At 62.1% G+C, this 16,283-nt stretch carries 17 protein-coding genes; 3 read left to right on the top strand and 14 right to left on the bottom strand.

Annotated features, from left to right (window positions below):
* Window positions 1–9: 9 nt before the first annotated feature.
* From purF to radA, 3 genes are all read right to left on the bottom strand, one after another.
* A complete protein-coding gene (purF, locus tag D5400_RS15245; protein WP_126010788.1) occupies window positions 10–1,485 on the bottom strand; it encodes an amidophosphoribosyltransferase in 1,476 nt (491 codons plus the stop codon).
* A 100-nt stretch (window positions 1,486–1,585) separates the two neighbouring features.
* Window positions 1,586–2,158: a CvpA family protein gene (locus D5400_RS15240; protein ID WP_126010787.1), complete on the bottom strand. Its 573-nt coding sequence runs from the start codon at window positions 2,156–2,158 to the stop codon at window positions 1,586–1,588.
* Window positions 2,159–2,234: 76 nt separating this feature from the next.
* Window positions 2,235–3,644, bottom strand: coding sequence for a DNA repair protein RadA (gene radA, locus D5400_RS15235; RefSeq protein ID WP_126010786.1), 1,410 nt, complete (start codon window positions 3,642–3,644; stop codon window positions 2,235–2,237).
* 106 nt (window positions 3,645–3,750) lie between these two features.
* On the opposite strand from radA, the gene D5400_RS15230 reads away from it, so the two are divergent.
* Window positions 3,751–4,338 carry a dioxygenase family protein gene (locus D5400_RS15230; protein WP_245451310.1) on the top strand — a complete coding sequence of 196 codons (588 nt, stop codon included), beginning with the start codon at window positions 3,751–3,753 and terminating at the stop codon, window positions 4,336–4,338.
* On the opposite strand, the gene D5400_RS15225 is transcribed toward D5400_RS15230, so the two are convergent.
* The 11 genes from D5400_RS15225 to rpsF form a co-directional block, all read right to left on the bottom strand.
* Window positions 4,335–4,652 carry a type II toxin-antitoxin system RelE/ParE family toxin gene (locus D5400_RS15225; protein ID WP_126010785.1) on the bottom strand — a complete coding sequence of 106 codons (318 nt, stop codon included), beginning with the start codon at window positions 4,650–4,652 and terminating at the stop codon, window positions 4,335–4,337. The genes D5400_RS15230 and D5400_RS15225 overlap by 4 nt on opposite strands.
* Window positions 4,649–4,915: a type II toxin-antitoxin system ParD family antitoxin gene (locus tag D5400_RS15220; RefSeq protein ID WP_126010784.1), complete on the bottom strand. Its 267-nt coding sequence runs from the start codon at window positions 4,913–4,915 to the stop codon at window positions 4,649–4,651. Before D5400_RS15220 ends, D5400_RS15225 begins: the two co-directional genes overlap by 4 nt.
* Before the next feature lie 90 nt (window positions 4,916–5,005).
* Window positions 5,006–5,965 (bottom strand): cupin-like domain-containing protein, encoded by a 960-nt coding sequence (locus tag D5400_RS15215; protein WP_126010783.1) that lies wholly within the window; start codon window positions 5,963–5,965, stop codon window positions 5,006–5,008.
* Entirely contained in the window at window positions 5,965–7,143 is a 1,179-nt protein-coding gene (locus D5400_RS15210) for a GNAT family N-acetyltransferase (protein ID WP_126010782.1), read from the bottom strand. The genes D5400_RS15215 and D5400_RS15210 overlap by 1 nt, the downstream gene beginning before the upstream one ends.
* Before the next feature lie 130 nt (window positions 7,144–7,273).
* Window positions 7,274–8,410, bottom strand: coding sequence for an alanine racemase (gene alr, locus D5400_RS15205; protein WP_245451309.1), 1,137 nt, complete (start codon window positions 8,408–8,410; stop codon window positions 7,274–7,276).
* Window positions 8,407–9,939, bottom strand: coding sequence for a replicative DNA helicase (locus D5400_RS15200; RefSeq protein WP_126010781.1), 1,533 nt, complete (start codon window positions 9,937–9,939; stop codon window positions 8,407–8,409). The genes alr and D5400_RS15200 overlap by 4 nt, the downstream gene beginning before the upstream one ends.
* Window positions 9,940–10,147: 208 nt before the next feature.
* On the bottom strand, window positions 10,148–11,392 hold the full coding sequence (locus tag D5400_RS15195) for a cyclopropane fatty acid synthase (protein ID WP_126010780.1): 1,245 nt from the start codon (window positions 11,390–11,392) through the stop codon (window positions 10,148–10,150).
* A 132-nt stretch (window positions 11,393–11,524) separates the two neighbouring features.
* On the bottom strand, window positions 11,525–12,148 hold the full coding sequence (gene rplI, locus D5400_RS15190) for a 50S ribosomal protein L9 (protein WP_126010779.1): 624 nt from the start codon (window positions 12,146–12,148) through the stop codon (window positions 11,525–11,527).
* A gap of 29 nt (window positions 12,149–12,177) precedes the next feature.
* Entirely contained in the window at window positions 12,178–13,158 is a 981-nt protein-coding gene (locus D5400_RS15185; protein ID WP_126010778.1) for a DUF2232 domain-containing protein, read from the bottom strand.
* Between the two features lie 156 nt (window positions 13,159–13,314).
* Window positions 13,315–13,563: a 30S ribosomal protein S18 gene (gene rpsR, locus D5400_RS15180; RefSeq protein WP_007196805.1), complete on the bottom strand. Its 249-nt coding sequence runs from the start codon at window positions 13,561–13,563 to the stop codon at window positions 13,315–13,317.
* 12 nt (window positions 13,564–13,575) lie between these two features.
* Window positions 13,576–14,034 (bottom strand): 30S ribosomal protein S6, encoded by a 459-nt coding sequence (gene rpsF, locus D5400_RS15175; RefSeq protein WP_126013373.1) that lies wholly within the window; start codon window positions 14,032–14,034, stop codon window positions 13,576–13,578.
* Between the two features lie 373 nt (window positions 14,035–14,407).
* Here rpsF and fabD point away from each other — a divergent pair, with 373 nt between their 5' ends.
* Both fabD and fabG read left to right on the top strand, forming a co-directional pair.
* A complete protein-coding gene (gene fabD, locus D5400_RS15170) occupies window positions 14,408–15,397 on the top strand; it encodes an ACP S-malonyltransferase (protein WP_126010777.1) in 990 nt (329 codons plus the stop codon).
* 44 nt (window positions 15,398–15,441) lie between these two features.
* On the top strand, window positions 15,442–16,179 hold the full coding sequence (gene fabG / locus D5400_RS15165) for a 3-oxoacyl-[acyl-carrier-protein] reductase (protein ID WP_126010776.1): 738 nt from the start codon (window positions 15,442–15,444) through the stop codon (window positions 16,177–16,179).
* Window positions 16,180–16,283 lie beyond the last annotated feature (104 nt).

The following is a 16,283-nucleotide window of genomic DNA, read 5'->3' as shown; positions in this document are numbered from 1 at the left end:
GAGGGTCACTTATCCGTTGTTTGCAAGAAGCGAGAGCGTGCGCACATTATCGACGCCCTCGTGGTCGGTGAGCTGCGTCGGGTAATCGCCGGTGAAGCAGGCATCGCAGAACTGCGGCTGCTCGTTGTTGCGCGATGGTTCGTTGACGGCCCGGTAGAGCCCGTCGATCGAGAGGAAGGCCAGGCTATCGACGCGAATGAAATCGGCCATCTCCTCGATCGACATGCGTGAGGCGAGGAGCTTTGCCTTTTCCGGCGTATCGACACCGTAGAAACAGGACGACATGGTCGGCGGCGAGGCGATGCGCATATGCACCTCGCGCGCGCCCGCTTCGCGCACCATCTGCACGATCTTCTGCGAGGTGGTGCCGCGCACGATCGAATCGTCGACCAGCACCACGCGCTTGCCTTCCAGCATGCGCTTGTTGGCATTGTGCTTGAGCTTTACGCCCATATGCCGGATGGCCGCTGTCGGCTGAATGAAGGTGCGCCCAACATAGTGATTGCGGATGATGCCGAGCTCGAACGGAATGCCAGACCCTTGCGCGAAGCCGATCGCCGCGGGCACGCCCGAATCCGGCACCGGCACGACGAGATCGGCCTCGACCGGGCTCTCGACGGCCAGCTCGGTGCCGATCTTCTTGCGCGCTTCATAGACGTTGCGGCCTTCGATGATGGAATCGGGCCGTGCGAAATAGACATATTCGAAGATGCAGAAGCGCGGCTTCGTCTTCTCGAACGGGAACCGGCTCTCGACACCCTTGTCGGTGACGATCACCATTTCGCCCGGCTTGATGTCACGCACAAAGCGCGCGCCGATGATGTCGAGCGCACAGGTCTCGGAAGCGAGGATATAGGCGCCGTCGAGATCGCCCAGAACCAGCGGGCGGATGCCGAGCGGATCGCGCGCGCCGATCATCTTCTTTTCCGAAAGGCCCACCAGCGAGAACGCGCCTTCGAGCTGCGTGATCGCGTCGATGAATTTGTCGACCAGTTGCGTGCCGCTCGAGACGGCGATCAGATGCAGGATCGTCTCGGTGTCGGAGGTCGACGAGAAGATCGCGCCCCGCTTCTGAAGCTGCTTTTGCAGCGTCATCGCATTGGTGATGTTGCCGTTATGGGCAACGGCGAACCCGCCGCCGGCGAACTCCGCGAAGAAGGGCTGCACGTTGCGCAGGCCCTCCCCACCGGTCGTGGAATAGCGCGTATGGCCGATCGCGCGGCTTCCCTGCAGCCGGTCGATAACCGATTGCTTGGTGAACGTATCGCCGATCAGGCCGATGTGCCGTTCCACGAAAAACTGCTTGCCGTCGTAGGAGACGATGCCGGCCGCTTCCTGGCCGCGATGCTGCAAGGCATGAAGCCCGAGCGTGACGACGGCTGCAGCATCCTGCCTGCCGTAAATCCCGAAAACCCCGCACTCGTCACGGAAGGCATCGCCTTCGTCTTCGAGCGTGTTTGTGGTCTCACTCGTTTGAAGCGTCATGGTTCGGACCTTTGCTCCTGGCCGATCGGCCGACGATCGGCGGGGATGCCAAAATCAGCCGTCATGCAGGCATCGCTGCCTGCTTCAGATAAGCACTTTGTCAGTTCGCGCCAGTGTCGGGTGCAGGTGGTGCAGCACCCGTAGCGTCAACTTCCGTTTCGCCGCCGCGCAGACGGTCGAGGATCGTCGCATCGGCATCTTCCGGCAGGATGTTGACGAGACGCTCGCCCAACTGGTCGAGAAGCGGCTTGGATTTCGCCTCCGTGACCCATGGCGGCTGGCGCGGCTCGTCGATCAGCCAGTTGAGGAACAGCATGCCGACGACGACCAGGAGCACACCGCGCGCGGCGCCGAAGACGAAGCCGAGCGTGCGATCGAGCGCGCCGATGCGGCTGTCGATGATGAAATCGGCGATCCGCATGGTGATGAAGGAGACGATGATGAGCGCGATCAGGAAGATGATCGCAGCCGAACCGATCGTCGCAACCGTGTTGCTCGTCGTGTAGTCGGCCGCGTAGGGCAGAAGCAGCGGGTAGAAGTAGAAGGCTGCGAACGCAGCCGCGATCCAGGATGCGACGGACAGAACTTCGCGCGAGAAGCCGCGTACCATGGCAAGCACCGCCGAGAAGAGCGTGATCCCGATCAGGATACCGTCCAGGATTGTGATGGGCATTGTCGGTCTTAAACTCCAGGAAGCGCGCCACGGGCCTCGTGACGATCGCCGCTATTTGGTCCCTTGAGAGATACGCTCAGAGCGTTGCGTCTCCGCTATCGTCGTTTGGCCGCTTCTTCGAGCCGGCAATTTTGACCACCAGATCCGCAAGCGCCTCGATCTCGGTCAATCCGGCCTGGCGAGAGGCGGGTATTTCGGCCGATGCGCTGGGCAGTACCGCCCGTTGGAATCCCAGTTTTTCGGCCTCCTTGAGGCGTTGCGCCGTATGCGCCACAGGCCTCACGGCTCCCGACAGGCTGATCTCGCCGAAATAGACGCAATCGGCCGGGAGAGCAAGGCCGGCAAGTGAGGAAACGAGCGCCGCGGCGACCGCCATATCGGCCGCCGGCTCGCTGACCCGGTAGCCGCCGGCGACGTTCAGATAGACGTCATGCTGGGCCAGCCGAACGCCGCAATGGGCTTCTAGAACCGCGAGGATCATGGACAATCGCGCCGAATCCCAGCCGACGACGGCGCGCCGCGGCGTGCCGAGCGGCGAGGGCGCGACAAGCGCCTGGATCTCGACGAGGATGGGCCGCGTGCCCTCCATACCGGCGAAGACGGCAGCGCCCGGCGCCTTGGCGTTCCGCTCCCCAAGGAAGAGCTCGGACGGATTGGAAACCTCGCGCAGGCCCTTGTCGGACATTTCGAACACGCCGATTTCGTCGGTCGGCCCGAAGCGGTTCTTCACCGTGCGCAGGATACGATAGTGATGGCCGCGATCGCCTTCGAAATAAAGCACGGCATCGACCATGTGCTCGACCACGCGCGGACCGGCGATCTGGCCGTCCTTGGTCACGTGGCCGACGAGCACCACGGTCGCGCCGGTCTGCTTGGCAAAGCGGATCATGGCTTGGACACCGACTCGCACCTGCGTCACCGTGCCAGGTGCGCTTTCGGCGAGATCGCTCCACAGCGTCTGAATGGAATCGATGATGACGAGGTCAGGCCGCTTGCCTTCAGACAGCGTCGCGAGAATGTCCTCGACATTCGTTTCCGCGGCCAGCAGCACGTTCGTGTCGGCCGCATGCAGGCGCTGTGCGCGCAGGCGAACCTGCGCAACCGCTTCTTCGCCGGACACGTAGATGACACGGCTGCCCAGCCGCGACAGGGCGGCCGCCGCCTGCATGAGCAGGGTGGATTTGCCGATGCCGGGATCACCGCCGATCAAAAGGGCCGATCCGCGTACGAACCCGCCGCCCGTGGCGCGGTCGAGCTCGGCAATGCCGGTTGGGATGCGCGGTGCTTCCTCGATTTCGCCGGAGAGCGCCGTCAGCGCGACTGGTCGGCCTTTCTTGGGCGTGCGGCCCGGCCCGCCGCCGATGCCCGCGGTCGGGTCGTCCTCGACGATCGTGTTCCACTCGCCGCAGCCTTCGCATTTGCCGACCCAGCGCGCGTGCACGGTGCCACAGTTCTGGCAGACGAATTGCGTGCGGGCTTTGGCCATGCGGACGTCGACACTTTCGGCTGATGCGCGGAACGGCCCGATGCACTAGCATGGACAGGGGAAAGCGCGAACCCCGCGCGACCCTTTGAAGCGCAGGAGGCCCGCCTTGGTCACAGCATTTTCTCGTCGCGCGTTTTTGAACGCCTGGGCTGCCGCGCCGATGTCGTTGGCGCTTGTCGGTCCTGCGTCGGCGCAGGGAGCACAGCTACCGCTGACGCCGGCCTGCGGCCCCGAGGATAGGATAACGCAAGCACAAACCGAAGGCCCGTTCTACACGCCGCAGACGCCCGAAAAGCGAGATTTTCGTAGCGACGGGGCAGGGACGCCGGTCACCGTCTTCGGCTTCGTCGTCGACCCGGCATGCCGTCCACGCGCGAACATGATCGTCGATCTCTGGCATGCCGATGATGCGGGCAGCTACGACAACTCGGGCTATGCCTTTCGCGGCTATCAGGTGACCGACGCCAATGGCCGCTTCATCTTCGACACCATCATGCCCGGCCGCTATCCCGGCCGCACGCGACATTATCACGTGAAGATCGCGTCTGGCGCCGGCGTGGACCTGACAACGCAGCTCTATTTCCCCGGCGAGCCCGACAATGACCGCGATGGCATCTATGATCCAAGACTGCTGATAGAGATGAGCGAAGCAAGCGACGGCTTGCTCGGCAGATTCGACTTCGTACTTGCCTAGGTATCGGACGCGGTGAAGTCGTCGGGGCCGATGTCGCGGGCGCTATGGACAATCCGTACTATGATGACTTCATCATCTTGTGTGATGCGAAAGTATATTCCGTAATTGCCGAACGGCAGGGCCTTCAAACCAGCGCTGAAGTTGTCACGAGGTACACCCGGAAACCGGGTCTGCGCCAGCCATTCGATCTTCGTTGCGATTGAGCGGAGAAACTTGTCGGCTGCCCCGAGATCGCTGCTCGATATGAACGCGTGATTATCCGATAAGTCCCCACGCGCCGTCTGCGCAAGACTAAAGCGTCGGGGTCGTCTCACAAGGGCGCCTTGGCGCTTTCGCGGATATCACGAACAAGATCATCCGCACTTTCATAAATGAAATACCGACCAGCCGCGATATCCGCGTCCCCTTCGGCTATCAGAGCCCTCAGCTCCGCAAGCTTCGCTTCCTCTGTCTCCAGCAAGCGGAGCGCCGCGCGCACGACTTCGCTTGCGTTGTTGAACCGCCCGGATGCGATCTGGGATTCGATGAAGCCATCGAAATACTCGCCGATGACGATGGAGCGCTTGTGGGTCGACATGCGTGAACTCCCCTGTGAAGTGGTTAAGCCTAGCACAGGGGAGGAATAGTTGCTACTCGCTCCACCAGCGAGACGCCGGCGGACGATATCTCAGGAGGCTTCCGCCTTCGCAGTCCCAGCCGCCTTACCGTTGCGGTAATAATAATTCGCGCGCTTGCCGAGCACGAGGGCGCGGATCGACTTGCGCAACCGTTCGGATTTGCGGAGCGGCTCGACGGCGAGCGCGCCCATTTGAACGGCGAGGATCTTCGTCTCGTCCCAAACGCGATGCATACCCGGCGCCGCCTGCGGGAAACCACGTCGGCGCAGCAGGGAGTTGGCGAGGTAGAGGCTGTTGCGGCGCTTCACAGCGCGGCTTTTCCAGGTGATCGCCAGCGAGATCGAATAGCTCTCCTTGGTCTGCACATAGTGCGGCCAGAGATAGGGCACGAAGAGGCCTTCGCCAGGCTTGAGCGAATTGTGCATGCCGCGGTTTTCGAAGGCGGGATCGAAGGTCATGTTGCGGTGACGCGTCAGCGAATGTTCGATCAGATCTTCCGACAGGATGGCGCGGTCTTCGTTGTCATAGACGTTGAACTGCTTGTCTCCATGAATCTGCACGAAGAAATTGTCTTCGCCGTCCAAGTGAAACGGCGTCGTCGAATTGGGCGAGGAAGCGAAGAGAAAGCCCTGGATGTCGGAGAAGCCGGCATCGGAAACGCTTTTGTGGCCGCGGGCCTTGGCGACCGACGTCAACGCGTCTTCGAGCAGGTCCCGGTAGGCAGGCTCGACTTCGATCCGCTTCAGCACCATCCAGGCCCCGGCCGTCTCGATGCGGGCGATGACTTCGTCAGGTGTCAGGTCGACCAGCGGGGTGGTCGAGGGATCCTGCGAGATGCCGACCTTGCCGGAATTGTACTCGATCCGGTCACCCGGGAGCTTGCCGACGAGTTCCAGAATGGCGGGAAGCGTCAGGCGCGGATCGCCGGCGAGATCGTGCGAAATGCGGAAGGGCCGCAGCGGGAAATGGCTCTGGAATTCCTGATTCTGAACGTGAAGAAGGGAAGACATCAGTTTGGTTTCCTTCTGGTCCGCGTGGTGGTGATGAGGGATTTGGCGAGCGCGCGGGCTCGGTAGCGCGCATCGAAGGCAGCGATGCAGAGATTGACGGCCGGTCCCTTGCGGGTCGGGATAAAGAAGTCGCACACGGCAATCCGCTCGCGCCAGACATGGTCGATCATCGGATGATCGGCGATGGCCACTGAGTCTGCACGATCGATGGCCGGGTCGTCGAAGAGGTGCCGCGTCAGGTCGACGGTCAGTTGAACGCCTGGCGAGTAACGTTCGAACGTTTCGTCATAGGCGGTCTTGAAGAAGAATGCGGAGCGACCGCTGCGCAGCACGAGGCCCGAAGCGATGACGGCATCATTGACCAACAATTCGCAGATTTCGATCTGGCTGCGGCTGGCCAGTGCCCGACTTGCACCGCTGATATAGGCAGCGTCATTCGCGTCGTTGGCGAATGCCGTTCCGCGCCGTCCTTTCCAGCCGCTGGCTTCCAGAGCCAGGAACCGGGCGATCGCAGCCTGGACTGCGGCGGATGAACGGGCAACGCGGAATTCAACGGGCCCCATGTCTTCCAGGCGATGCCGCAGACGGCGCAGTTCCTTCAGCTTCTTAGATCCCATGCCGCCGCGCAGATAGGTTTCTGCGTCACCTTCGGCGGATAGTCCGGCACGCTCATGAGCATTCCGGATGAACGGCTTCAATCCGCGTTCGGAGAGCGCGGCGGTGAAAGCCTGCGCGACAAGGCCATCCTGCGTCATGGCGCCAAGACCGATCAGAGCCGCACCCGTTTCGTTGGCGGCATCGATGAGGTTTCCGGCTGCGCGCACGGGATCACTTGTTCCGAGCAGCGGCGTGCCGAGCGGAAGATAGGGTTGTGCAAGCACCAGCGCCGGGACCGGCAGGCGGAGCACATGCCAGGCGTGGGTGAGGGGCAGCAATCCATTAATGCCCAGAGGCCCGCGCGAGACCAGCATCCGGCTCAGGCGTGCCTGTCGTGTGTTGAGCGTCAAGGACAGAAAATGGCCGGGCGAGAGGAAGCCATTGGCTTCCAGTGCCGTATCGGCCAGCGAATGCCAGGCTTCAGGGTCGACCTCCGCCGGTCGCATGGTCATTCCATGCGCGCGGCTTCTGCCATCGACCTTCAGGTCGGCGATTGCTTCGAAGTCGACTACGGAATGCATGAATGCCAGCTTCCCAACTCAAGCATCCGCTCATCGAATGCATGCATGGAAATAGATCGGCATCGTCAATCCAACAAACGGAAAGACAATAAATGGTAAATACGGCAATCTGACTAAAATTGTACGTAAATTATAGTGATGAAGATTGATAGTGTCGGGCGTAACGAGACCCAAGCGACGTCAGGATTTCGTATCCGATGGTCCCGGCGGAACGTGCCAGATCGTCGAGCCGGTGGGACTTCCCGAAGAGCTCCACGAAGTCGCCGCACCGAACTTTCTGTCCCACGACATCCGTGACGTCGAACATCGTCAGATCCATGGTCACCCGTCCCAGAACGGGAATCGCTTGGCCGTGCAGCGATGCGACGGGCGCCGGAGCATCGGTGTCGCGCAACGGAATGCCGGAGCCGGAAAGGCTGCGCAGATAGCCGTCCGCGTAACCGACGGCGCAGACCGCAATCTTTGTGTCGCGGGGCAGCCGAACGGTCGCGCCGTAGCTGACCGTGCTTCCGGCCGGAGCGCGTCGAATCTGCAGAATGCGCGCCTTGGCCGTCGCGACAACCTGCATCGGGTTTTCAGCCCGGTTCACGGCCTCGCCGCCATAAAGGGCGATCCCAGGGCGGGTGAGGTCGCAGAGATAGGCGCCGCCCAGGATAATTCCGGCAGAATTGCTGAGACTTGATTCGATGCTTTGGAAGGCACGTCTAACCGCCTGAAAGGATTCCAGTTGTCGCGCGTTTTCCGGACGATCCGGATCGTCCGCACAGGCAAGGTGGCTCATGATCAACGCCGGCCGGTCGGTGTCTTCCCGTTCGGCAGCGGCGAGGGCTTCCGGCATCGTCACGCCGAGCCGGTTCATGCCCGTGTCCACATGCAGCGCATAGGGGAGCCGACCATCGCGCGTGCATGCCTCATCCCACAACTGGACCTGCTCCATCGAGCACAGGATCGGCGTGAGGCGATGTTTGCGGAAACACTGCTCTGTGCCGGGATAAATTCCGTTCAGCACGAGGATGTGGGCATGCGGTGCAAGGCGCCGTGCCGTGATGGCCTCGTCGATCGTCGCCGTGAAAAAATCGCGACAGCCGGCCTCGCTCAGCGTCCGGACAACCGGTTCGATGCCAAGGCCGTAGCCGTTCGCCTTGACGACCGCGCTTGCACGCGCCGGCCGCGAACGTGCCGCCATGGCGCGCCAGTTGGCCGCCAGCGCGGCCAGATCGATGTCGAGCGTGAGCGCCGGTGGCAGCGTGTCGTCTTGAGCCGTCACTCGTGGCTATCGTGCGAATACTGCAGATAGGATGTGTCGGCGAGGTCGGAGAAGCGCGTGAATTCCGCCTGGAATGCCAGCGTCACCGTGCCCGTGGGGCCGTGACGCTGCTTGGCGATGATCACGTCGGCCATACCGCGGGCGCGGTTCATCTTCTCTTCCCAGGCGAGATAGGCTTCGTCCTTGTAGTCGCTTGCGATCTGGTCGGGCGAGCGGCGCGGCTCGGAGTTCTGCACGTAGTACTCGTCGCGATAAACGAAGATCACCACGTCGGCGTCCTGCTCGATCGAACCGGATTCACGAAGGTCGGAAAGCTGCGGGCGCTTGTCTTCGCGGTTTTCCACCTGACGGGAGAGCTGCGACAGCGCGATGATCGGAACCTGCAGCTCCTTGGCCAGGGCTTTGAGGCCCGTCGTGATCTCGGTGATTTCCTGAACGCGGTTTTCGCCCGCTTTCTTGGAGCCGGTCATCAGCTGCACGTAGTCGACGACAAGCACATCGAGACCGCGCTGACGCTTCAGGCGCCGCGCACGCGCCGACATCTGGGCGATGGAGATACCGCCGGTCTGGTCGATATAGAGCGGGATCTTCTGCATCATCTGCGAGCAGGCGACGAGCTTTTCGAAGTCGGCTTCGGTGATCGAACCGCGGCGGATCTTGGAGGACGAGATCTCCGTCTGCTCCGAAATGATACGCGTGGCGAGCTGCTCGCCGGACATTTCGAGCGAATAGAAGCCGACGACACCGCCATTGGCTGTCTTCTGCGATCCGTCCGGCATCACTTCGCCCGGCTGGTAGGCCTGTGCGATATTGAAGGCGATGTTGGTGGCAAGCGACGTCTTGCCCATGCCCGGACGTCCGGCAAGAATGATCAAGTCCGAATGCTGCAGGCCACCCATCTTCTGGTCGAGCGTCTGGATGCCGGTAGAAATGCCGGAAAGCCCGCCATCGCGCTGGTAGGCAGCACCCGCCATGTCGATCGCGGCCGCGACAGCGTCGTTGAAAGACTGGAAACCACCATCGTAGCGGCCGGTTTCAGCCAGTTCGAACAGACGGCGTTCGGCGTCTTCGATCTGGCCCTGCGGCGGCATGTCGACCGGCGCATCATAGGCGATGTTGACCATGTCCTCGCCGATCGTGATCAGCGCGCGGCGCAGCGCCAGATCGTAGATCGCGCGGCCATAATCCTCGGCATTGATGATCGTGACGGCTTCCGCGGCGAGGCGCGCCAGATACTGCGCCATCGTCATGTCGCCGATCTTCTCATCAGACGGCAGGAAGGTCTTGATGGTGACGGGGTTTGCCGTCTTGCCCATGCGGATGATGTCGCCCGCGACCTCGTAGATCTTGCGGTGCAGGGGCTCGTGCAGGTGGACGGGCTTCAGGAAGTCCGAAACGCGATAGAAGGCGTCGTTGTTGACAAGAATCGCGCCCAGCAGAGCCTGCTCGGCTTCGATGTTGCTCGGCGCTTCGCGATAATGCTGGTTGGCTGCTCCGACCTCTGCGAGCTTGCGCACGGCTTCATTCATGATTTTTCCCGACGATCCCTGTCCTTAATTCCCGCACGGACTGACTAGACCTAAGGGGCCACCGGGGCGAGGGGCATGTTCCAGCAATCCGTGCCCAGCCTGGAACTGTGAGTCATTTCCACACTCGTCCACAGCCCGCCCACGTCAATCTGTTAGCCGCAAGCGGGAAACATTTGACCGTGGGAAACCTAGCACGATTCGGCTGTTTTCACCCCGTGCGTCTCGGCTGGATGTGCGCTGTGAGCTGGCGTTCCGCGTCGGCGATGTAGTCGCGTGTCAGCGGCACCGCCCCGATGTCATGGGCGAGCTGGATCTGGAAAACCATGAGGTTCTGCCAGCGGAAAGCCGATTCGGATGCCGCGAGATAGAATTCCCACATCCGGCAGAACGCCTCGTCGTAGAGCGCCTTTGCCTCGTCGCGGCGTGACATGAAGCGCTCGCGCCAGTCCCGCAGCGTATCCGCGTAGTGCAGGCGGAGAATCTCGACATCCATGATCTTGAGGCCGGAGCGTTCGATCGGCGGGATGACTTCCGAAAGCGAGGGGATGTAGCCGCCGGGGAAAATGTATTTGGTGATGAATGGATTGGTCCAGGAAGGAACATCCAGGCGACCGATCGCGTGGAGCACCATCACGCCGTCTCTCTTCAGCAGTTTGGCGCTCTGAGCGAAATAGGTGTCGAAGGCGGCCTTGCCCACATGCTCGAACATGCCAACTGAGACGATGCGATCGAAGCGATCATCGAGCTTTCGGAAGTCCTTGAGGAGAAACCGAACGCGATGCTCCTCGCGTGGCAGGATCCGCCGGTTGGCGTAGGCCAGTTGCTCGTCCGAAAGCGTGATACCGGTGACATCGGCATCGAAGCTGCGCGAGATGTAAAGGCCGAGCCCGCCCCATCCTGATCCGATATCCAGAACCGAGAGGCCTGGCCGATCGAGAAGCAGCTTGGCCGCAATATGCTCCTTCTTGGCACGCTGCGCCGCCTCCAGGCTCATTTCGGGCTCGCGATAATAGGCGCAGGAGTACTGCCGGTCCTCGTCGAGAAACAGGTCGTAGAGCTTGCCCGATAGATCGTAGTGGTGCTGCACATTGCGCCGAGCACGACCGATGCCGATGCGCAGGCTGCGTTGGCTCAGGGCCAGCCGAACCCGGTTCAGTGCCCGCATCCAAGGTGCCGTCGCCGTGGCGTAGGGTCCGGAGTTTGTGAAAAGCAATTCGAGCAGCGCGAAGACATCGCCCTCGACCATGTCAATCTCGCCCTGCATGTAGCATTCACCGAGCTTCAGCGCCGGGTCGAGCGCGACGGCCCGTTCCGCACGGGCGGTGTTGAAGCGCAGATGGACAGGATTGCCAGAGCCGTCGCCGTAATGGCGAACCTGTCCGGCATGGTCGGTCACAGCCAGATGTCCCCGGGAGACGATCCGGCCGGCAAGAGAGTTGATCAAGGGGTTCATCCGTCCCTCCTCAACGCACCGTTGTGGAGAGAATGATCGTAGATTGTCGCCTTTTAATCAATAAAAAACGGCGCCGCAATGCATGCGGCGCCGTCTGTCATTGAGCCTAGAAGCTGAAGCGGAGACCGAAAATCAGTCCTTGGCTTCGTCTTCGTCGCCTTCGGCTTCTTCCGGTGCGCGACGATTGTCGTCTTCATCGTCGAATTCTGCGTCCGGATCGAAGAAGCCGTCTGCCGGCAGCGAGTCGTCAACGCCGTAGATGGCATCTGCCGAGGTGAGGGTTTCGCCGGCTGCCTGGCGCTCAGCTTCTTCGGCCGAACGGGCAACGTTCAGCTCGATTTCGGCATCGACTTCGCCGTGAAGAACGAGCGTGACCTTGTGCAGGCCAATGGTCTTGATCGGCAGGTTGAGGTCGACCTGGTTGCGTCCGACCGAGAAGCCTTCCTCGTTGAGGAGAGCGGAGATGTCGCGGGCGGCGACCGACCCGTAGAGCTGGCCGGTCTCGCCAGCCGAGCGCACGACGATGAACGTTTTGCCGCTCAACTGGTCGGCGATCTTTTGGGCTTCGGACTTACGCTCTTCGTTGCGCGCGACGAGCGTGGAACGCTCGGCTTCGAAGCGCTTCTTGTTGGCTTCATTGGCGCGCAGCGCCTTGCCCTGAGGCAGGAGGAAGTTTCGAGCATAACCGTCCTTGACCTTGACGGTGTCGCCCATCTGGCCGAGGCGGCCGATGCGTTCGAGCAGAATGACGTCCATTTTGAAGTTCCTTCTATCAGAATGTGTGTTCAGTCGTTGTCATTGGCATTGTCCGGGCCGCTCGGCGGTCCGGTCCGGCTGACTGGAACCGCGCGCGCGGTTTCGATCATGCCGGTAAGCAGGAAGAAGACGAGCGGCAGCGTGAAGAGCACGACCGCGAGATAGGCGCCCCAGAGCACGAAGGGCCGGAAGGTTTTGCCGCGCGTGCGATGATGCATCACGGCAAAGCCGGCAAGCGTGAAGCCGGCGGCGAACGCTCCGGCGATGACCGCGCCGATCAGCGCGATCCCGCCGCCGAAAAAGCTCATTATGAGCCCGACGGCGAAGAGGTAGAGGCTCGTGCGGGACATGCGCAGACTTGCCGGCACGTCATCCTTGGGGCGGCGCTGGCGGCCGGACATGCGCACGATCGCATGGGCGAGGTAGAATGATCCGAAAAGGATCATGACCCAAAGCGCACCCTGAACGATCGGCAGCGCGGTCAAGAAGAACGATGCGTAGGCCTGGCGCTCGGCAGCGTCCGGCTGAAAGTCCGGGCTCTGCTGGGCCATGATGTCGAGGAACTGATTGACGATCTCGCCGATCATCGCCGGCCCGTAGCCCATCGAATAGCCGACCACGACGAGACCCGCGATGACGAGCAGGCAAAGCTGCAGCAGAATGTCGGAGAGAGGATACCAGGCGAGCGCATTCTTCGGGCCGCCGATTTCCTCGGCCGGGCGGGACAGATTGGCCAGATGCCCGATCCAGGCGGCAGGCGCGAGCGTCGTTGCGGTGAAGACGAGGCCGGCAGACGGCGACAGCATGACGGATACGATGCCGCCGGCGATGGCGGCGGCGACGAATCCTGCAGTGTTCGTCCAGCCGAGGCTTGCGATCAGGATGGGAAGCGTGGCGGCAGCGAAAAGCACGATGGACAGCGCCGTAGGCTCGCCCGCGCTGATCGACAGCAGGGCGGCGGCGGCACCGGCGAGGACGCCGATCATCAGGGATGATGATGTGAAGTTCATCAGGTCTCGCTGTCCTGCTTCATGGAGCAGTTAGGGAAGATCGCCGGACGTGCAGGCGCTGGTTCCCAACTCGGGTTTTCTAGACTTGTGTTCACCGCGCCCATCGCGGCGAAGCGACCGGACGGCGACAAGCGCCGTCCGGTCAGATGTCAGGTCCTACTTGAGGACGTAGGGCAGAAGGCCCAGGAAGCGTGCGCGCTTGATTGCCTTGGCGAGCTCACGCTGCTTCTTCTGCGAAACGGCGGTGATGCGCGAAGGAACGATCTTGCCGCGCTCGGAAATGTAGCGCTGCAGCAGGCGAACGTCCTTGTAGTCGATCTTCGGCGCATTGGCGCCCGAGAACGGGCAGGTCTTGCGGCGGCGATGGAACGGGCGGCGCGTCGGGATCTGATTGATATCGACCATTGTTATGTCTCCTTATCGGTCGTCGCGACGCGGACGGTCGTCGCGGTCGTCACGGCGCGGGCGGTCATCGTCGCGGCGCGGGCCACGGTCGCCATCACGGCGCGGGCCGCGGTCACGGTCGCCATCGCGGCGCGGACGATCGTCGCGGTCGCGCTTCTGCATCATGGCCGACGGGCCGTCTTCATGCGCTTCGACGCGAACGGTCATGTAACGAAGGATGTCTTCGTTGATGCGCATCTGGCGTTCCATCTCGTTGATGGCCGCTGCCGGAGCTTCGATGTCCATCAGCGCGTAGTGCGCCTTGCGATTCTTGTTGATGCGGTAGGTGAGGGATTTCAGGCCCCAGTTTTCAACACGGCCGACTTTGCCGCCGTGTTCCTCGATGATCCCCTTGTACTGTTCAACGAGACCTTCGACCTGCTGGGCCGACACATCCTGTCGGGCCAGAAATACATGTTCGTAGAGCGCCATGATTGGCTCGCCTTTCTTCATTGTCATGGCCCGGTATCGGCGGCTAAGCCTCAACGACTTTATCTGGATCGGCAGGCGATCCGGGAAAGGCGTCAGAACGGTCGAGAGCGGAGACACGGGAGGCGGGAAGTGTTTTACCTTCCAGACAGTCCTCGCTTTTCAGGGCGTGGCCTGTCCCTCCGTTCAGCCACCAGCCAAATGACCGGGCATGTGGAACGTCGCGCTTATACGGATTTCCAGCGCCAAAGCAAGCGCAAGGCCGTGCAAAATCGCCGTTTCAAAGGATCGCGCGCTTGACACTGGGGCGCCTGGAGGATGACTAAGGCCCCGAAAAGCCTGCACGGCGACAAAAAAATACAAGGATGGAAGCGCCATGAGCACAGCCTTCACATTTCCCGGCCAGGGCAGCCAGGTCGTCGGCATGGGCAAGGAACTGGCCGATGCCTATCCCGAAGCACGCGCCGTCTTCGAGGAAGTCGATCAGGCTCTCGGACAGAAACTTTCTGCTCTGATGTTCAATGGCCCGGAAGATGAACTGACCCTCACATCCAATGCCCAGCCGGCTCTGATGGCGGTGTCCATGGCCGTCATCCGCGTTCTGGATAAGAGCGGGTTCTCGATCCACGACCGCATTGCCTATGTGGCAGGCCATTCGCTTGGCGAATATTCGGCTCTTTGCGCTGCCGGCACGTTTTCGCTGAGCGACACGGCGCGGCTTCTGCGTATCCGCGGCGATGCCATGCAGGCCGCCGTGCCGGTCGGCGAGGGCGCCATGGCCGCCATCATCGGTCTCGAGCATGACGACGTGGAAAATGCCTGCCGTGACGCGGCCGTCGATGGCGTCTGCCAGATCGCCAACGACAACGGCGGCGGCCAGATCGTCATCTCGGGCGCGGCCGCGGCCGTGCGGACTGCGATGAAGTTTGCGACCGATCGCGGTGCGAAGCGCGCGTTGCCTCTGCCGGTCTCCGCACCTTTCCATTCGGCGCTGATGGAGCCGGCCGCCGAGCGGATGCGTGAAGCGCTGTCAAAGGTCGAGATGAAGGAACCCGTGGTGCCGTTGATCGCGAATGTGCGCGCAGCGCCCGTGAGCGACCCGACCATCATCGCCGATCTCCTGGTCGAGCAGGTCACCGGACAGGTGCGCTGGCGCGAAACGGTTCAATGGTTCGCCAAGAACAATGTCACGACGCTTTACGAGATCGGCGCCGGTAAGGTGCTGTCGGGTCTCGCGCGCCGGATCGACAAGAGCGTGGAGACGCGCACCCTCGGCACGCCGGCAGAGATCGACGCGTTCCTGGCCGATCCACCAGCTTTGCCGACGGCACCGAGCTCGGCGCCGCCGCTTGAGCCGCTCGACTGACGCGGCCTCCCAATTTGACCATTTGAGAATCGAAGGACCTGAAGATGTTCGACCTTACGGGAAGAAAAGCTCTTGTGACCGGCGCGTCCGGTGGGATCGGTGAGGCGATCGCCCGCATTCTCCATGCGCAGGGCGCGACCGTCGGCCTGCATGGCACCCGCCAGGAGAAGCTTGAGACGCTCGCGAACGAGCTTGGCGAACGCACGATGATCTTCCCGGCCAATCTATCTGACCGTGACGCCGTGAAGGCGCTTGGCGAAAAGGCGGAAAAGGATCTCGAAGGCGTCGACATCCTCGTCAACAATGCAGGCATCACCAAGGATGGCCTGTTCGTGCGCATGTCGGACGCCGACTGGGACAGCGTACTCGAGGTGAACCTGACCTCCGTTTTCCGCCTGACGCGTGAACTGACGCACCCGATGATGCGTCGCCGCTATGGCCGCATCATCAACATTACCTCCGTGGTTGGTGTGACCGGCAATCCGGGGCAGGCGAATTACTGCGCCTCGAAGGCCGGCATGATCGGCTTCTCCAAGTCGCTGGCCCAGGAAATCGCGACGCGCAACGTGACGGTAAACTGCGTGGCGCCCGGCTTCATCGAATCGGCGATGACCGACAAGCTCAACGACAAGCAGAAGGACGCCATCTTGTCGGCGATCCCATCGCGTCGCATGGGCACCGGCGCCGAAGTGGCGTCTGCCGTGGCCTATCTCGCATCGAGCGAGGCAGCCTACGTCACCGGGCAGACGATCCACGTCAATGGCGGCATGGCCATGATCTGAAAAAGCCTTGCATCCACCGGAACCAACGCCTTCCACAGGCGCTATGGGTCTTCCGAGTGGATGGAAAGCGTGTTAAGGGCCGCATCCAACTGGGGACGCGAAAG

Source organism: Georhizobium profundi (assembly GCF_003952725.1).
GTDB classification, from domain to species: Bacteria; Pseudomonadota; Alphaproteobacteria; order Rhizobiales; family Rhizobiaceae; genus Georhizobium; species Georhizobium profundi.
This window is presented reverse-complemented; position numbering and strand designations above follow the sequence as displayed.

Bases quoted from the DNA above. Each gene is read 5' to 3' on its own strand.
- purF (WP_126010788.1), bottom strand. From the start codon at position 1,485: ATGACGCTTCAAACGAGTGAGACCACAAACACGCTCGAAGACGAAGGC.
- D5400_RS15240 (WP_126010787.1), bottom strand. From the start codon at position 2,158: ATGCCCATCACAATCCTGGACGGTATCCTGATCGGGATCACGCTCTTC.
- radA (WP_126010786.1), bottom strand. From the start codon at position 3,644: ATGGCCAAAGCCCGCACGCAATTCGTCTGCCAGAACTGTGGCACCGTG.
- D5400_RS15220 (WP_126010784.1), bottom strand. From the start codon at position 4,915: ATGTCGACCCACAAGCGCTCCATCGTCATCGGCGAGTATTTCGATGGC.
- D5400_RS15215 (WP_126010783.1), bottom strand. From the start codon at position 5,965: ATGTCTTCCCTTCTTCACGTTCAGAATCAGGAATTCCAGAGCCATTTC.
- D5400_RS15210 (WP_126010782.1), bottom strand. From the start codon at position 7,143: ATGCATTCCGTAGTCGACTTCGAAGCAATCGCCGACCTGAAGGTCGAT.
- D5400_RS15200 (WP_126010781.1), bottom strand. From the start codon at position 9,939: ATGAATGAAGCCGTGCGCAAGCTCGCAGAGGTCGGAGCAGCCAACCAG.
- D5400_RS15195 (WP_126010780.1), bottom strand. From the start codon at position 11,392: ATGAACCCCTTGATCAACTCTCTTGCCGGCCGGATCGTCTCCCGGGGA.
- rplI (WP_126010779.1), bottom strand. From the start codon at position 12,148: ATGGACGTCATTCTGCTCGAACGCATCGGCCGCCTCGGCCAGATGGGC.
- D5400_RS15185 (WP_126010778.1), bottom strand. From the start codon at position 13,158: ATGAACTTCACATCATCATCCCTGATGATCGGCGTCCTCGCCGGTGCC.
- rpsR (WP_007196805.1), bottom strand. From the start codon at position 13,563: ATGGTCGATATCAATCAGATCCCGACGCGCCGCCCGTTCCATCGCCGC.
- rpsF (WP_126013373.1), bottom strand. From the start codon at position 14,034: ATGGCGCTCTACGAACATGTATTTCTGGCCCGACAGGATGTGTCGGCC.
- fabD (WP_126010777.1), top strand. From the start codon at position 14,408: ATGAGCACAGCCTTCACATTTCCCGGCCAGGGCAGCCAGGTCGTCGGC.
- fabG (WP_126010776.1), top strand. From the start codon at position 15,442: ATGTTCGACCTTACGGGAAGAAAAGCTCTTGTGACCGGCGCGTCCGGT.